Origin of the sequence: Sphingomonas mali NBRC 15500, from assembly GCF_001598415.1 — a bacterium.
Taxonomy (GTDB): Bacteria; Pseudomonadota; Alphaproteobacteria; order Sphingomonadales; family Sphingomonadaceae; genus Sphingomonas; species Sphingomonas mali.
Genome location: NZ_BCYX01000042.1, coordinates 16,541 through 32,150 on the forward strand (window position 1 = coordinate 16,541; position 15,610 = coordinate 32,150).

Genomic DNA, 15,610 nt, shown 5'->3' on the forward strand with positions numbered 1-15,610 from the left:
CGGGGTTGATCGAAGGAGGGGTGCTGCCGGTCGCGGCCGCGCTCCTTCCCTTTGTCCTGTGAGGATCCATGGCCGCCCCGTACGACCGCGAAGCCCTTCGCACCCTTCTTGCAACGCGCACGCTGAAGCGCGGCGATTTCCTGCTTGTCTCGGGCAAGCGCAGCCGCATCTATTTCAACATGAAGGCGACGATGATGACGCCCGAAGGCGCCGCGCAATGCGCGCGCGGGCTATTGTCGGTGCTCGACGGGCTCGATGCCGATTATGTCGCCGGGCTGGAAATGGGCGCGGTGCCGCTGCTCGGCGGGATCGCGGCATTGAGCTGGGACGTCGGTCGCCCGATCGGTGCGGTGTTCGTGCGCAAGGCGGCCAAGGCACATGGCACGTCGCTGATGGTCGAGGGCCTCGACGATAGCGGCGGCGAGACGCTGCAGGGCAAGCATGTCGTGCTGATCGACGACGTCGCGACCAGCGGCGGATCGATCCTCAAGGCGGCCGAGCAGATCGAAGCGGCGGGCGGCATCATGAAGGATGCGATCGTCATCCTCGACCGCGAACAGGGCGCGGATGCCAATCTCGCCGAGCGTGGTATCACGCTGCATGCGTTGTTCACCGCGACCGATCTCGGCGTGACCGAGGCGGACAAGCTGCCGTTGGACTAACTCCTCATTCCCCTCCCGTTTACGGGAGGGGTTAGGGGGAGGGCGCGTCGGGATATCAATGCGGTGGAGGAAACAGGCCCTCCCCCAGCCCCGTGCGAGGTGAAGAGCGCCCCGCGCTCTTCACCTCGCACGCGCAAGCGGGAGGGGAGATCAGCCTTTCCAATCGATCGCGGCTCGCGCGTGCTCTTCCAGCCAGGCCATCGCGGCGAACCACGGGCTGCCGCCATAGCTGACCCGCGCGACGCCGGCATCGGCGAGCGGCTTGGTCGGCGCGCCTGGGCCTGGGATGACGTTGATCAGCGCACCGGTGCGCTTGACGATCTCGGCGATCGCTGTGGTGTCGCGCAGGCCCGGGACGAAGATGCCGCTAGCGCCCGCCGCCATATAGGCCGCCGCGCGGTCGACGGTTTCGTCGAGCATCGACGCGTTGTGCTGCTCGGCCGGCGCGCGCAGATAGAGGTCGATCCGCGCATTGATGAAGAAAGCAGGGCCCGCGCCCTTGCGCGCCGCGGCGACGCGGTCGGCCTGGGTCGCGATGGGATAGACGCCATCGCCGCCGATCACCGAATCCTCGAAATTGCACCCGACCGCACCGGTCGCGGCCAGGCTCGCCAGATTGGCCGTGATTCCGGCCTCATCCCGGGCGTAACCGCTCTCGAAATCGATCGAGACGGGCACGTCGACGACGTTCATGATCCGCGTCGCATTGTCGAACACGAGGTCGAGTGGGACTTTCTCGCCATCGCCGAAACCGAGCGATCCGGCGGCGCCGTAGCTACCCGTCGCGATCGCTTTCGCGCCCGCCTTGGCGATCGCCACCGCGCTGCCCGGATCCCAGCAATTGTAGATGATCAGCGGATCGCCAGGAACGTGAAGCGCGGTGAAAGTTTCAAAGGCGGACATGACGATTCTCCCGTAGGCACCGGCATTTGTTGCCAATTTGTTCCGCACTGGTCAAGCGACTGGAATCCGGTGGAGCGAGCGGGGAGAGCCGATGCGACCCTCCCCGCTCGGCTCTAGTGGACGAACCGCGCCACCACGTCGCGATAGCTGCGGCTCACCTTCACCTGGCCGCCCGAATCGAGCACCAGGAAGCATTCGCCATTGGTATGCGGCTTGACCTGGCGGACGAGGTCGAGATTGACGATGGTCGAGCGATGGACGCGCTGGAACCGGCGCGGGTCGAGCCGCTTTTCCAGGTCCTTCATCGTCTGGCGCAGGATCAGCGTGTTGTCGCCGGTCTTGATGCACATGTAATCGCCCGCCGCTTCGACCACTTCGATCGTGTCGACATCGACGCGGAAGATCTTGCCGCGATCCTTGATGTTGATGAGCTTCTCGAAGCGGTTGGACGATACCTCGCCACCATCGGCAATCTCTTCGGCTGCTTCGGGCGCGACCTCAGCCAGCGCTTCCTTGTATTTTCCGACTTCCTCAGCGGTGCGCTTCTCGCTCAACCGCTGACGTACGCGGTCGAGCGTGTCGGCAAGGCGGGATTCCTCCACCGGCTTGACCAGATAGTCGGTTGCCTGCGCCTCGAACGCGCGAATGGCGTGGTCGGAATAAGCGGTGACGAAGACGAACAGCGGCGGCTCGACCTCCATCAGGCCCTGGATCACCGAAAAGCCGTCGAATCCCGGCATCTGGATATCGAGAAACACCAGATCGGGTTTATTGGTCTTGATACTGCGGATCGCCTCGCGCCCGTTGGCGCAACGGTCGATGATCTCGACATCGTCATGCGCCTGAAGGCGGAGTTCGAGCCCCTGGATCGCGAGCGCTTCGTCGTCCACCAGGATGGTTCTTATGGTCATGCGGCCTCTCTATTCGGATCTTCCAACTGGTACGGAATCTCGATCTCCACAGCAAAGCCGCCCCCTGGTGTAGACCGAGCATCGAAACGGTGGTCAGGTCCGTACGCCTGAGCCAACCGATCTCTTATATTGGCGAGCCCCACGCCAGTTGAAAGGCTCGGCCCTAACTTGTTCTCGATCAAGCCGGGGCCAGTGTCCGACACGGTAATCCGGACCCGTTCGCCGACGAGACGTGCCGAAACTGCGATTTCCGCCCCCTCCTCGCTCGGCGTGACCGCATATTTGATCGCATTTTCGACCAATGGCTGGAGCAACAGCGAGGGCAATCGCGCGCGTTCGGCGCGGGGATCGATCTCGAATACCGGGCGCAGGCGCTTTTCGAACCGCATCTTCTCGATCTCGAGATAGAGTTTGAGCGTGTGCACCTCCTGCGCCACCGTCACGTTCGCGGTCGGCTCGTAGATCAAGGTGAAGCGCAGGAAATCGGCCAGCCGCGACAGCATCGCATTGGCACGCTCGGTTTCCTTGAGCAGCACCAGGGTCGAGATCGAATTGAGCGTGTTGAACAGGAAATGCGGGTTGAGCTGATAGCGCAGCATCGCGAGCTGCGCCGACGACGCCTGGTTGCCGAGCACCAGCAGCTGGTCCGCTTGCTGTTCGACGATCAGGTAGAAATTGATCCCGAAATAGAGCGCCGACCAGCCCGCCAGCACGGTGAAATTGAGGAACAACTGGCCGAACACCAGGCCGAGATTGAGCCCCGGATTGTCCTTCATGATGCTGTAGGAAAAGCCGTTGAGCACCGCCGCCAGGAAGGTCGCACCGGCCAGCGTCACCACGGTCAACAGGATCGCGCTGATCCGCGGCAGGCGGCGATAATAACCGTACAGCGTTGAGAGCAGCAACGTGATGCAATAGCCGACGATCGATTCGATGATCCCCGGGATCAACGCCGACATCGGTGCGCCGTTCGACACCGACGATACCGAGCGGAGCAGCAGATAGCCGCCCCAACCCACGCCCTGCAGCGTCCAGAAGGCGCGGCTCTTGTCCTCGAAGAACGGGCGCGAAAAGATCGCGGGAGTCCAGAAGCGGCGCTTCTGGTCCGTCAGTGAGGTGTCGGCCGCAGCCGGCACGGGGGACGAAATCGTGGCCATCGGGCTGGCCCCTTTATACCGGCCGGACCGGTCACGCAAAGCATCGCCTGTGCGCGGCTGTCCATGGGTAGGAATACCCATGGCGTCGGCGCGGTCTTTTGCCTAGGAGCAGCCCCGTAATGAATCCCGCCATCCGCCCCGACACGCTTGGCCGCCGCTTCGGCTGGCTGCTGTTGCTGGTGGCCGCGTTGCTGGCGCGCAGCGTCGCTCCTGAAGGGTGGATGCCGGTGGTCAACGCCGCCGGCGGGATCGAGATCACCGTCTGCAACGGCACCGGACCGGACGACGCGATGGTGTTGTCCCCGGACGGCAAGCTGCACCACAAGGCGCCGGGCAAAAGCCAGCCCGGCGATCATGCCTGCGCCTTTTCGGGACTCGGCACCGCCGATGCGCCGCCGACGCTCGTTGCGCTGGCCGCACCGATCTTCACTCCCGAAGCCGCACCGACGCTCGATCCGATCGACGCCGTCCCCGGCCGCGGCCTCGCCGCGCCCCCGCCTCCCGCCACCGGACCGCCTTCCCTCACCTGAACCGACGCTGCCTCCGGCAGCTTGAGCGATTCAGTAAGGGGAATGATTGTGACTATTGCCAAGCGCACCCTGTGGTGCGCCTCGCTCGCCGTGATGGCGAGCAGCATCGCGCTGCCCGCGCATGCCGCCGACGAGCCCGCGCCGGGTGACGACCGCCGCGACGACATATTGATCACCGCGCAACGCCAGCAACAGACGATCGAGAACGCGCCTTCGACCCGGGCGTCGGTCGACGCCGACACCATCGCGCGGACAGTCAACGCGATGAACGTCGAGGACACGATCAAATATCTGCCCAGCCTGATCGTGCGCAAACGCCATATCGGCGACACCCAGGCGCCGCTGGCGACGCGCACCGCGGGCCTGGGCGCCAGCGCGCGCAGCCTGGTCTATGCCGACGGCGCGTTGCTCTCGGCATTGATCGGCAACAACAATACCTCGGCAAGCCCGCGCTGGAGCGCGGTCAGTCCGCAAGAGGTCGCGCGGATCGACGTGCTGTATGGGCCATTCTCAGCCGCCTATCCGGGCAATTCTATCGGCGCGGTGGTCAATATCACCACGCGCCTGCCCGACGAACTCGAGGCGACGGCCACGGGGGGCGTGAGCGTGCAGACGTTCGACCTCTATGGGCGCCGCAATACCTATCCGGCCTATCAGGCCGGCCTGACGATCGGCGATCGCTTCGGCCCGCTGGCACTGTTCGCGAGCTACGATCACGTCACGAGTCGTTCGCAGCCGATCGGCTATGTCACCGGCGCCGCGGGTCCGGGCGTGGTCGGCGCGATCCCCGACCGCAACCGGACGGGACAGCCGATCACCATCCTGGGATCGAGTGGGATAGAGCGCCAGGGGCAGGATCGCCTCAAACTCAAGGCCGCGCTCGACCTGAGCAGCAATATTCGCCTGACCTATGTCGGCGGCCTGTTCCTCAACCGCACCAATGCCAGCGCGGAGAGCTATCTGACGGCGACCGCGACCGGCCTGCCCGTTTATCCCTCGGCGTCGTTCGCCAGCGGAACCTATGCGTCGCGCCAGCGCCACTGGTCGCACGCTGTGTCGCTCGGCGGATCGGCCGGCGGCATCGACTGGCAAGTGATCGGAACGCGGTACCGCTTCGCCCATGACGAACAGCGGGTGCCGACCGGCGCCCTGCCCGCCGCCTTGTCGGGCGGCGCCGGCAACGTCACGCGGCTCGACGGCACCGGCTGGGACACGCTCGATGCCAAGCTGGCCTGGAGCCGCGGCGGCAACGTGCTGAGCGCCGGCGCGCATTGGGACCGTTTCGTGCTGGCAAGCAATCGCTATGCGACGACCGACTGGATCAAGGGCGCCGACGGCGTGCTGAACCAGCAATCGCTGGGCAAGACGCGCACCGCCGCTCTATGGGCGCAGGACGCGCTCGACCTGCTGCCCAAGCTGACGCTGACGCTCGGCGGGCGCTACGAATGGTGGCGCGCCTATGACGGGGTCAATTTCTCGGCCTCGCCGATTGTATCCAATATCCAATCCGAACGCTCGACCGCCCGCTTCTCGCCCAAGGCGTCGTTGGCCTGGAAGCCCGCTGACAAATGGAAGGTGCAGCTGTCCTATGGCGATGCCTGGCGCTTCCCGACGGTCGGCGAACTCTATCAACTCGTCACCAGTGGCGTGCTCGGCGCTCTCCCCAATCCCGACCTCAAGCCCGAACACGCGCGTTCCGCCGAACTCGCGATCGAACATACCGACACAAAGGGATCGATCCGCCTGTCCTTGTTCAACGAGGTCGTGACCGACGCGCTCATCTCGCAGACCGGCACCATTGCGGCGGTCGGCGGCGGGACACTGACCGCAAGCTTCGTCCAGAATGTCGACCGTACGCGGGCGCGTGGGGTGGAATTGGCCGTCGTCCGCAACGACCTGATCCCCCGCGTCGACCTGTCGGGCAGCGTCACCTATGCCGACGCGACGACGCGCGCCGATCCCGGTCTTCCCGCAGCGGTCGGCAAGCTGATCCCGACGGTGCCGCGCTGGAAAGCGAACGCGGTCGCAACCTGGCGGCCGGTCGACGGCGTGTCGTTGTCGGCGGCGGCACGCTATTCGAGCCGGCTCTATGGCACGCTCGACAATAGCGACGTGGTCGGGAACACCTATCAGGGCTTCTACAAATTCTTCGTCGTCGATCTGCGCGCCCAATTTGTCGTCGCGAAGAAGTATATGCTCGGGCTTGGCGTGGATAATGTCAATAATGACAAATACTTCCTGTTCCACCCCTTCCCGCAGCGCAGCTTCCACGCCGACCTGACGATCAAGCTATGAGCGTCAGGCTACCCGGCTCGCGTTGGTACAATGCAGTCTGGCGCTGGCATTTCTATGCGGGGATGTTCTGCGTCCCTTTCGTGCTGTGGCTGGCGATCACCGGCAGCATCTATGCTTGGCGGCCGCAGATCGAGGCGTGGCTAGACCGGCCTTACGATTCGGTCGTCCCCACCGCGGCCCGCGCGACGCCCGAGGCGATCGCCGCGGCCGCCGTGGCGGCAGTGCCTGGATCGCGGCTGCACAAATACGAACTGCCGCCATCGGACAGGTCGGCCGTGCGAGTCCTGGTCGGCACCGATGGCGGCGATCGGCGTGTCTATGTCGATCCCTACAGGCTCACGCCGCTCAAGGTCGTGACCGAAGACGATCGACCGATGCAAATCGTGTCGCGCCTGCACGGCGAATTGCTGGCCGGCGCCTGGGGCAGCTACATCGTCGAGATCGCCGCCTGTTGGACGCTCGTGATGATCCTGACCGGCCTCTATCTCTGGTGGCCGCGCGGACGGAAGGGCTTGGCGGGAATCCTATATCCCCGCCTGTCGGGCGGCCGCCGATTGTTCTGGCGCGATTTGCATGCGGTGACGGGTATCTGGGTGTCGCTGCTGGCGCTGTTCGTGATCGCCACCGGCCTACCCTGGGCGAAGGCATGGGGCAGCTATTTCAAGGAGATACGGTCGGTGACCGGCACGCTAGACGGGCCAGTCGACTGGACGATCGGCGGGCGCAAGCCGTCGGACGACGCGATGCTCGACGAGCATGCCGGCCATATGGGCATGGCGATGGTGCACCAGGGTTATCGCGCGGGAGAGCTGAACCGCGCCGTCGCCGCGGCGACCGCGCTGCACTTTGCGCCGCCGGTTTTGGTGTCGCCGCCCGGCAAGGAGCCGCGCGGCTGGACCGTCTCATCCGATGCCGCGGATCGGCCGTTGCGCGCCCAAGCAGTGGTCGACGGTGCGACGGGCGCGGTGCTCGCCCGCAAGGACTTCGGTGAGCGCCACTGGATCGACCGTGCGGTTGGGTACGGCATCGCGACGCATGAGGGGCAGCTATTCGGCATCGCCAATCAAGTGCTGATCACGCTCGGCGCGCTGATGCTGATGACGCTTAGCGTATCGGCAGCGATCTCGTGGTGGCGGCGGCGCCCATCTGGACGGCTCGGCGCGCCCTTGCCGCTCTCGCGCCCGCGCTTTGGTGGAGCGCTGATCGCCACGGTCATTGCGCTTGGACTGGCGATGCCGCTGTTCGGCGCTTCGCTGCTGGTTGTGCTCGCGGTCGAGCACGGGCTGAAACGCTGGTCGGGCATCGCCCGCTGGCTGGGATTGCGAACGATCCGAGCCTAACGCTCCCATCATCGCGCAGCGGCGGACGATCCTCAGACTGTCCGTCACCGGGAAAAAAGAAAACGCCGCCCCTGTCGGAAGACAGGAACGGCGCTCTTTAGTGAGTCGATCGGTCGGATCAGAACTGAACGTTCAGCGAGACCGACGCGGTACGCGGCGAGCCGAGGTACGCGAACGGCACGCTGGTGTACGAGCTGTTCGGGTTGCCGAGGTTGCCGACGTAGAACTGGTTGAACAGGTTGGTCACGTTGAACTGGACGTAAGTCGTCTTGTTCAAACCGAGGAAGCCCAAGTTAACGCGGGCATCCAGATCAACGACGGTATAGGCTGGCGTCTTCGCACCATAAAGGACGGTCGTCGTCGGATTGCCAGTGTCGATCGAGCTGTAGATCGCCACGTTCTGATCGTTGACGTAACGCGGGCCGGTCCGCTTCACCTGCATGCCGAGTTCGAACGGATCGACATCGACCTGCGCACGCGCGCCGAGCGTATAGGTTGGTGCACCCGCCTCACGCTTGCCCGCAGTCCTCAAATAATAGTCGGCACCCAACGTCGAGCACCCGAAGGTATGATAGGTCACGTTCGACGCAGAGCAGACGCCGCCCAGCACGTCGTCCTTGATCTTCGACTTCAGGTACGAACCGAAGGCATAGAGCGTCAGTTGCTCGATCGGGCGATACGAGATGCTCGCATCCACACCATATTTGTCCACCTTGCCCAGGTTGCGATAGACCGTCTGGTCCAGCACGGGATCGTAGGACGACGCCAGGCGGTTGGTGAAGATGGTGTACCAGCCACCGACGAACGCCTGGACCTTGCTGGTCGAATAGCGGAAGCCGGCATCGAAATTGTCGGTCGTTTCCGGCTTCGGCGTGCCGACGCCGACCGGATAGTAGAACTGCTGATACAGGTTATCCGTGCCCGGAACCTGCAGGCCCTTCGAATAGCTGGCATAGACCGAGAGACCGCCGCCAAGCTTGTAGGTCAGGCCGGCGCTGGGCAGCACACGATTATAGGTGAACTGACGGAATTGCGGCGCCTGATAGCCGGTCACCACATTCGTCGTCGCATTGTACGAATACGGATTGGCTGTCGCATAGGCGGCAACGTCGGCGCTGGTGCCGGCGATGCAATCGACGAAACCGCTCGCGCTGGTGGTGAAGCAATTCTGGTGCAGATTACGCTTAAACCACGGCGCGCGGACACCGAGGTTCACCGTCAACCCACCGAATTCGCCACGATATTCGCCCGACACCTGATCGAGGACCGCGTACGACTTGCGATTGCGCTTTTCCATCAGGCCGCCGTTCGCAGCGGCGATCGGCGAGTTGATCGGGAACACATCGAACGGCTGACCATTGGCCTGCAGCTTGCCGAGTTCGCCCGTCTGCCGGTGACGACCATAATCGTGCGTATAGGTCAGGCGGAAGGTCTGCGTATCGGTGATATCCCAGCGCAGCGAGCTCAGGATCGTGTAGCGATGCGTAATCGTCTGGCTAGTGCCGTCGAGCTCCACTCGATCGAGCGTGTCACCGTCCCCATTCAGGTCGACGCCAGTGTAATAGGTGCCACCGATGAACCCGTAACGACCGGCCGGCCCGGCCTGCTCGCGGCCGACGACGCCGTACAGACCACCGTTCGCCTTGACGTACTGGATCGTCGGATCGACGGTCAGGACGAGGCCATGAGCCAGCGTGAAGCGCGAGCTGAACCGCAAACTGCCGGTGTTCGACGGGTTGACGTTCTGCTCGAACAGCGTGCCGCAGGTGTTCGGCGTATCTGCCAGGCCCGGTCGCGCCGCGGCCGTCTGGCAAGGAGAGGTGTGCAGCCAGGCTTCATCGAAATTACGCGGGAAGCGATTGCCGGTGCCGCTGCCGACGACACGGGTCGGATCCAGCCGCAGCGGATAGTCGGGCGTGTTGGTGTTGCGGTTCACGTTCCAGTTGCCGGCGACCGCGATGAAGTCGCCATTGCTGCCCAGCGGCTGATAGATCTTGAAGTTATAGGCGTTCTTATTGATCTGGCCGAAATTGCTGAACAGGACGTTGTTGGTCGCGCTGGTGGCCGAGAACCACGCCTTGGTGCCGAACGAGGTGAAGGTACCCGTGTTGACCAAACCGAAGACGCGGAAATAATTGAGGTCGCCGATCGAGCCGACCACCCGGACGCCGAACTGGTCGGTCGGCGTGATGGTGCGATAGTTGACCGTCGAACCCGAGGCCGACGCGGTCGGGCTGTCGACGTCGGTCGAGCCGAGGCTGACGTTGACGCTGTCGATCAGTTCGGGATCGATCTGCTGGTTCGAATAGATCGCATAGTTGCCGGTATCGTTGAGCGGAATGCCGTCGACGGTCTGCGAGATGCGGTCCGGACCGAAGCCGCGGATGGTCAGGCGGCCGCCCGACGAGCCGTACGGATCCTGGCTCTGAAAGCTGACGCCCGGAAGCGAGTTGATGATTTCGTCGATCGACTGGCCGGGAGTCTGGCGCGCGATGAACGCCTGATCGAGTTGAACCTTGGTCTTCGGCGTATCGGGAATCACGACTCCGCCGACGCCCTTGGTCTTGGTGGCGGTGATGACGATGTCGCCTTCGAAGTCCGCCGTACCGGTCGACTGCGCATAGGCTGCCCCCGGAAGCATGATCGCGGCCGCAGCCACGCCAATTAGAAATTGAGTCCGCATTATATTCCCCTTTGGGCGCGAGTCGCTGTTGAGCGCGGCGTTGTTTCACCGTCGCGAGGGCCCATGGAGACTGAATATTTCGGTTCAATGACAACGCAAGAGCGCGATGAGATTACTGTGGATTAAGCCATGCTGCGTTGCAAAAAAGCATCAACTCGCAGCTGCGACGATTGCGGCCCATCCGGCCTCATCAATGACCTCCACATTGAGTTCGGCTGCCTTCTTGAGCTTCGACCCCGCGCCCGGCCCAGCGACCACCAGATCGGTCTTCGCCGACACCGAACCCGACACACGCGCGCCGAGCGCTTCGGCCTGCGCCTTGGCCTCGTCGCGGCTCATCGTTTCCAGGCTGCCGGTGAACACCACGGTCTTGCCGCTGACGCGTGATTCGCGCGCCTTGAAGACGAACGCGGGCGGGCTGACTTCCGCCAGCAGGTCATCCCATACCGCGCGATTGTGCGGCTCATGGAAGAAATCGGCCAGCGCATTGCCGACCGCGGCACCGACATTGTCGACGCCGATATGCTCGGCGATCGCCTTGTCGCGCCGCGCACGGAATTTCTGTTCGTCCTCCGCCAGCGCAGGAACGATGCTGTCGCGGAGCGCGATGATCTCATCGGCCAGTGCCTTGATCTCCGGCAGGGTAGCATGGCGCTTGAGCAGGTCGCGCGCGGTGACCACGCCGACATGCCGGATACCGAGCCCGAACAGCAGTCGCACCGGATCGGGTGCGCGCTTCGCTTCGATCGCGTCGAGCAGATTGTCGACCGACTTCTCTTTCCACCCCTCCCGGCCAAGCAATTCCTCGCGATGCGCGGCAAGACGGAAGATATCGGCCGGCTCGGCAATCCAGCCGAGATCGAGGAATTCGCGGATGGTCTTGTCGCCCAGCCCCTCGATATCGAGCGCGCCGCGGCTGACGAAATGGCGCAGCCGTTCCTGCCGTTGCGCCGGACAGATCAGCCCGCCGGTGCAGCGGATATCGACTTCGCCTTCCTCGGCCAGGGCTTCCGAACCGCATTCCGGGCAATGCGTCGGAAACGCCCAGGGTTCGCGCGGCTCGTCGCGAGTGAGATTCTCGACGATCTGGGGAATGACGTCGCCCGCGCGCTGGAGCACGACGCGATCGCCCGGGCGCACGCCGAGCCGCGCGATCTCGTCGGCATTGTGCAACGTCGCATTGGTGACGACGACGCCGCCGACGGTCACCGGCTCGAGCCGTGCGACCGGGGTGAGCTTGCCGGTCCGCCCCACCTGGATGTCGATTCGCTCGAGCGTGGTCTGGGCGCGCTCGGCCGGGAATTTGTGCGCCAGCCCCCATCGCGGCGCGCGGCCGACAAAGCCCAGTCGCGCCTGCCAGTCGAGCCGATCGACCTTGTAGACTACGCCGTCGATGTCGAACGGCAGATCGGCGCGCTCAGCCTCGATCGCCTTGTAGGTCGCCAGCGCTTGGTCGAGCGTTCCGCCCGGCTGGAATTGCCGCGTGACCGGAAAGCTCCAGCCGCGGATCGTTTCGATCACCGCCGATTGCGTATCGCCCGGTAGCGCGCTGGCATCTCCCCACCCCCAGGCAAAGAAGCGCAATGGGCGCGACGCGGTAACAGTCGCGTCCTTCTGACGCAGCGATCCGGCCGCGGCGTTGCGCGGATTGGCGAATTGGCGGGCTTCCTTGCCGGTCTCCTCGGCTTCGGCCAGCAAGCGCGCATTGAGCGCGGCGAACGCCTGTTTCTCCATATAGACTTCGCCGCGCACCTCGAACACGTCGGGCGCGCCGACGGGAAGCGTGACCGGGATATCGCCGATCGTGCGGACATTGGCGGTGACGTCCTCGCCGATCTGGCCATCGCCGCGCGTCAGTGCCTGGACCAGCCGCCCCTTCTCGTAGCGCAGCGAGCAGCTTAGCCCGTCGATCTTGGGCTCGGCGGTCAGCGCGATCGCCTCGTCCTCGCCCAGATTGAGGAAACGGCGGACGCGGCCGACGAAATCGCCGACCTCCTCGTCGTCAAAGGCGTTATCCAGGCTGAACATCGGCCGCGCGTGGGCGACCTTGGCGAGGTGCCCGGCGGGCGCCGCACCGACCTTACGGCTGGGCGAATCGTCGCGAACCAGGTGCGGAAACGCAGCCTCGATCGCGCTGTTGCGGCGCATCAACGCGTCATAGTCGGCATCCGAAATCTCGGGCGCGTCGTCGGCATGATAGAGCAAATTGTGGCGCGCGATCTCCGCCGCGAGATGCTCGAGTTCCTTGGCGGCGGCTTCATCGTTGGCGGGCAGCGGAATCGTCATGTGCCTTTCTTTAGCAGCCAATCCCGCGCAGGAAACCGCGCCGCTTTGCCGTAATTGCGCCACGCGCGTCCCGCAGCTTGTGCGGCGATGCTGATCGTCCTCCTTGCGATGCAGGCGGCGCCTGCCACCGGCGATCAGACGAGCTTTCGCGGTTCCGATCTCAGCGGGTTCGACCTCGCCAAGGCAAGGCCCAAATCGACCGACAATGCGTGCGGCATCGACAATCCCGGCGGCGACATCGTCGTTTGCGCGCGCAAGAAGATGATGGACATCGACATCAGCCGGATGCCGGACTTCACCGAAAAGCCGGTCCGCTCGGTCGTCGACCTTCCCGGAGGCGCCAAGGCCGGCGTGGGGACAACCTCGCGCGATGTCGGCGGGTTCACCTCGAAAGCCATCATGGCGAAGGTGAAAGTCCCATTCTGAATTTCCTCTCCCGGCAAGGGAGCGGAGTTCGGTGGCGATCTAATGCCCGACCACCGTCGCGATCACGAGGACGACGATCCCGGCCAGCGACAGCAACGACAGTCGGACCGTCCGCTCGATCCAGAACGACCGCCGCCGCGTGAGCGCGAGCGTGGCCGCGATTTCGCGAGAAAATGTCCTGAAGTCGGCAACATAGCCCCAGCGCGCCCGGAACAGGAAGAGGCAGATCGCACTGGAGCCGGCGAGCAAGCCCATTAGCAGCAGGACCGGCACCATATGCATCTTCGCGACATCGAGCTTCGCGGTGTCGCGCGCGATCAGGCCGAGAAAGGCCAGGATCAAGCCATCGAACGAGAGGATTCCGCGCGCCTTGGTCAATTGCCGGTCGACGATGCGGTCGACATAGGCGATCGCCGCATCGCCATAGCTTGGATGATCGTCGATCGCACCGTCGTCGCTTTTTTCGTATCGCGCGGTTAGCGCTTCGTGATGCCCTTCGGTGCCGCCTGGAATGTCGGGAAACCACGTCATCGCCCAGATCGTCGCGGCGATCAGCACGATGGCGAAGATCAGGTCGAACGTTCCCATCAAACCGCGCCGAGCGTCCCGGCGGCGCGCAAGAATGACTCGCTCATGCCGCCTCGAGCAGGCGCTCGGCCTGGGCGCGCGCCTCGTCGGTGATCGTCGCGCCCGACAACATCCGGGCAATCTCCTCTCGCCGCGCCACGCTGTCGAGCGCGCTCACGCCGGTGCGAGTCACCAGGCCGTCGGAGGACTTGGCGATAAAATAATGCTGGCCGCCGCGCGCCGCGACTTGCGGGCTGTGCGTCACCACCAGCAATTGCGTGCGATCAGCCAGTCGCGCCAGCCGTTCGCCGATCGCGGAGGCAACCGCGCCGCCGACGCCACGGTCGATCTCGTCGAAGATCATCGTCGCGGCGCCACCTTCCTCGGCCAGGCTGACCTTGAGCGCGAGAATGAAGCGCGACAATTCGCCGCCCGACGCGATCTTGGTCAGCGGCGCGAACGGCGCGCCGGGATTGGTCGCGATCTCGAACTCGACTCGGTCCTTGCCGCCCGGCCCCCATTGCTCGTCGGGCAAGGTCTCGATCATCGTACGGAAGCGCGCGGCATCGAGCTTGAGCGGCGCAAGCTCGCCCGCCACCGCCGCGTCGAGGCGCGTTGCAGCGGCATGGCGTTCGGCGGACAGCGCGTCGGCCGCGGCTTCATAGGCCTTGCGGGTTTCCGCCACCCGGCGATCAAGCTGAACGAGCCCTTCCTCCCCCGCCTCGATCGTCGCGAGCCGGCCAGCCATGTCCTCGGCGAGTTGCGCCAGTTCGTCAGGCTGGACGCGATGCTTGCGCGCCATCGCGCGGAGATCGAACAGCCGCGCCTCATCCTCTTCGAGCGCGCGCGGATCGAACATCAAAGCGGCGCGGGCTACCGCGAGCTGATCCTCGGCCAGCGCGCCTTCATTGATCGCGCGGTCGAGCGCCGCCAGCGCCTCGCTCAGCGCGGGATGCGCATCGGCGACGCGTTCGAGCACGCGCGCCGCCTGTCGCAGCCGGGCCAGGCCGCCATCGGAGCCGCCGAGATACTCGTCGAGCGCCACCATGTCCTCGGCGATCTTCTCCGCGCGCTGCATCGAGCGGCGGCGCTCGGCCAGCGTTTCCTCCTCGCCAGGCTCGGGCGCGAGTTGCCGGAGTTCGGCGACGGCATGGGCCAGATAGTCGCGGTCGCGCGCCGCGGCATCGATCTCGGCGCGCGCCACCGCCAGCGCATCCTCGGCGTCGCGCCAGGCGCGATAGGCTTGCGCCACCAACCCGGCATGGCAACGCCCGAACGCATCGAGCAAGGCGCGGTGACCACGTGGATTGAGCAACCCGCGATCGTCGTGCTGGCCGTGCACCTCGACCAGATATTGCGCCAGTTCGCGCAGCAACCCGGCCGAAGCCGGCTGGTCGTTGACGAACCCGCGGCTGCCGCCATCGGCCTTGACGATCCGGCGGATGATCAACGGTTCGCCGGGATCGACCTCAAGCGCGTTTTCGGCGAGCAGCGAGGCGATTGGGCCGCCATCATGTGGGGTATCGAAGCTGGCAGTGACCACCGCCTGCGCCGCGCCCTGGCGGACCAGCCCGCTATCGGCGCGCGCGCCGAGCGCGAGCCCCAGCGCATCGAGCAGGATCGACTTGCCCGCGCCGGTCTCTCCGGTCAGCACGCCCAGCCCGGCGCCGAAATCGAGTTCGAGCGCTTCGATCAGCACAACGTCCCGAATGGCGAGCGAGGTCAGCATCGCGCCATCCTTAGCGGCAAAAATGATGCCGGGTCATCATGCTAATTTGTCTCGCGCGAGCGAGAAAGGAGCGCTCATTTCCCTCTCCCGCTTGCGGGAGAGGGAGGGGCCCGCCGCCGTC

General features: G+C 65.0%; 12 protein-coding genes. 5 read left to right on the plus strand and 7 right to left on the minus strand.

What is annotated here, in order from left to right; translation table 11 throughout:
• Positions 1-68 precede the first annotated feature (68 nt).
• On the plus strand, positions 69-662 hold the full coding sequence (pyrE, locus tag SMA01S_RS19965; RefSeq protein WP_066826627.1) for an orotate phosphoribosyltransferase: 594 nt from the start codon (positions 69-71) through the stop codon (positions 660-662).
• A 150-nt stretch (positions 663-812) separates the two neighbouring features.
• On the opposite strand, the gene SMA01S_RS19970 is transcribed toward pyrE, so the two are convergent.
• The 3 genes from SMA01S_RS19970 to SMA01S_RS19980 all read right to left on the minus strand — a co-directional run bounded on the left by SMA01S_RS19970 (position 813) and on the right by SMA01S_RS19980 (position 3,633).
• Positions 813-1,565, minus strand: coding sequence for an isocitrate lyase/PEP mutase family protein (locus SMA01S_RS19970; protein ID WP_066826629.1), 753 nt, complete (start codon positions 1,563-1,565; stop codon positions 813-815).
• A gap of 113 nt (positions 1,566-1,678) precedes the next feature.
• Positions 1,679-2,476 carry a LytR/AlgR family response regulator transcription factor gene (locus SMA01S_RS19975; protein WP_066826631.1) on the minus strand — a complete coding sequence of 266 codons (798 nt, stop codon included), beginning with the start codon at positions 2,474-2,476 and terminating at the stop codon, positions 1,679-1,681.
• The gene (locus SMA01S_RS19980) at positions 2,473-3,633 is read right to left on the minus strand and encodes a sensor histidine kinase (RefSeq protein WP_084250472.1); all 1,161 of its coding nucleotides are present in this window, start codon (positions 3,631-3,633) and stop codon (positions 2,473-2,475) included. Before SMA01S_RS19980 ends, SMA01S_RS19975 begins: the two co-directional genes overlap by 4 nt.
• A 119-nt stretch (positions 3,634-3,752) precedes the next feature.
• On the opposite strand from SMA01S_RS19980, the gene SMA01S_RS19985 reads away from it, so the two are divergent.
• The 3 genes from SMA01S_RS19985 to SMA01S_RS19995 are packed head-to-tail and all read left to right on the plus strand — an operon-like array spanning position 3,753 to position 7,798.
• A complete protein-coding gene (locus tag SMA01S_RS19985) occupies positions 3,753-4,163 on the plus strand; it encodes a hypothetical protein (RefSeq protein ID WP_066826632.1) in 411 nt (136 codons plus the stop codon).
• A gap of 42 nt (positions 4,164-4,205) precedes the next feature.
• Positions 4,206-6,458, plus strand: coding sequence for a TonB-dependent receptor (locus SMA01S_RS19990; RefSeq protein ID WP_084250473.1), 2,253 nt, complete (start codon positions 4,206-4,208; stop codon positions 6,456-6,458).
• Positions 6,455-7,798, plus strand: a complete 1,344-nt coding sequence (locus tag SMA01S_RS19995) for a PepSY-associated TM helix domain-containing protein (protein ID WP_066826634.1) — start codon at positions 6,455-6,457, stop codon at positions 7,796-7,798. Before SMA01S_RS19990 ends, SMA01S_RS19995 begins: the two co-directional genes overlap by 4 nt.
• A 118-nt stretch (positions 7,799-7,916) precedes the next feature.
• Here the strand turns inward: SMA01S_RS19995 and SMA01S_RS20000 are convergent, their stop codons facing one another.
• Positions 7,917-10,481 carry a TonB-dependent receptor gene (locus SMA01S_RS20000; RefSeq protein WP_066826638.1) on the minus strand — a complete coding sequence of 855 codons (2,565 nt, stop codon included), beginning with the start codon at positions 10,479-10,481 and terminating at the stop codon, positions 7,917-7,919.
• 150 nt (positions 10,482-10,631) lie between these two features.
• Positions 10,632-12,767, minus strand: a complete 2,136-nt coding sequence (gene ligA / locus SMA01S_RS20005; RefSeq protein ID WP_066826640.1) for an NAD-dependent DNA ligase LigA — start codon at positions 12,765-12,767, stop codon at positions 10,632-10,634.
• An 87-nt stretch (positions 12,768-12,854) separates the two neighbouring features.
• Between ligA and SMA01S_RS20010 the strand changes: the two genes are divergently transcribed.
• Positions 12,855-13,193, plus strand: coding sequence for a hypothetical protein (locus tag SMA01S_RS20010; RefSeq protein ID WP_066826642.1), 339 nt, complete (start codon positions 12,855-12,857; stop codon positions 13,191-13,193).
• A gap of 39 nt (positions 13,194-13,232) precedes the next feature.
• Here SMA01S_RS20010 and SMA01S_RS20015 read toward each other — a convergent pair whose 3' ends face one another.
• Both SMA01S_RS20015 and recN read right to left on the minus strand, forming a co-directional pair.
• On the minus strand, positions 13,233-13,781 hold the full coding sequence (locus SMA01S_RS20015) for a hypothetical protein (RefSeq protein ID WP_066826644.1): 549 nt from the start codon (positions 13,779-13,781) through the stop codon (positions 13,233-13,235).
• Positions 13,782-13,824: 43 nt separating this feature from the next.
• Positions 13,825-15,489 (minus strand): DNA repair protein RecN, encoded by a 1,665-nt coding sequence (gene recN / locus SMA01S_RS20020; RefSeq protein WP_066826646.1) that lies wholly within the window; start codon positions 15,487-15,489, stop codon positions 13,825-13,827.
• Positions 15,490-15,610 lie beyond the last annotated feature (121 nt).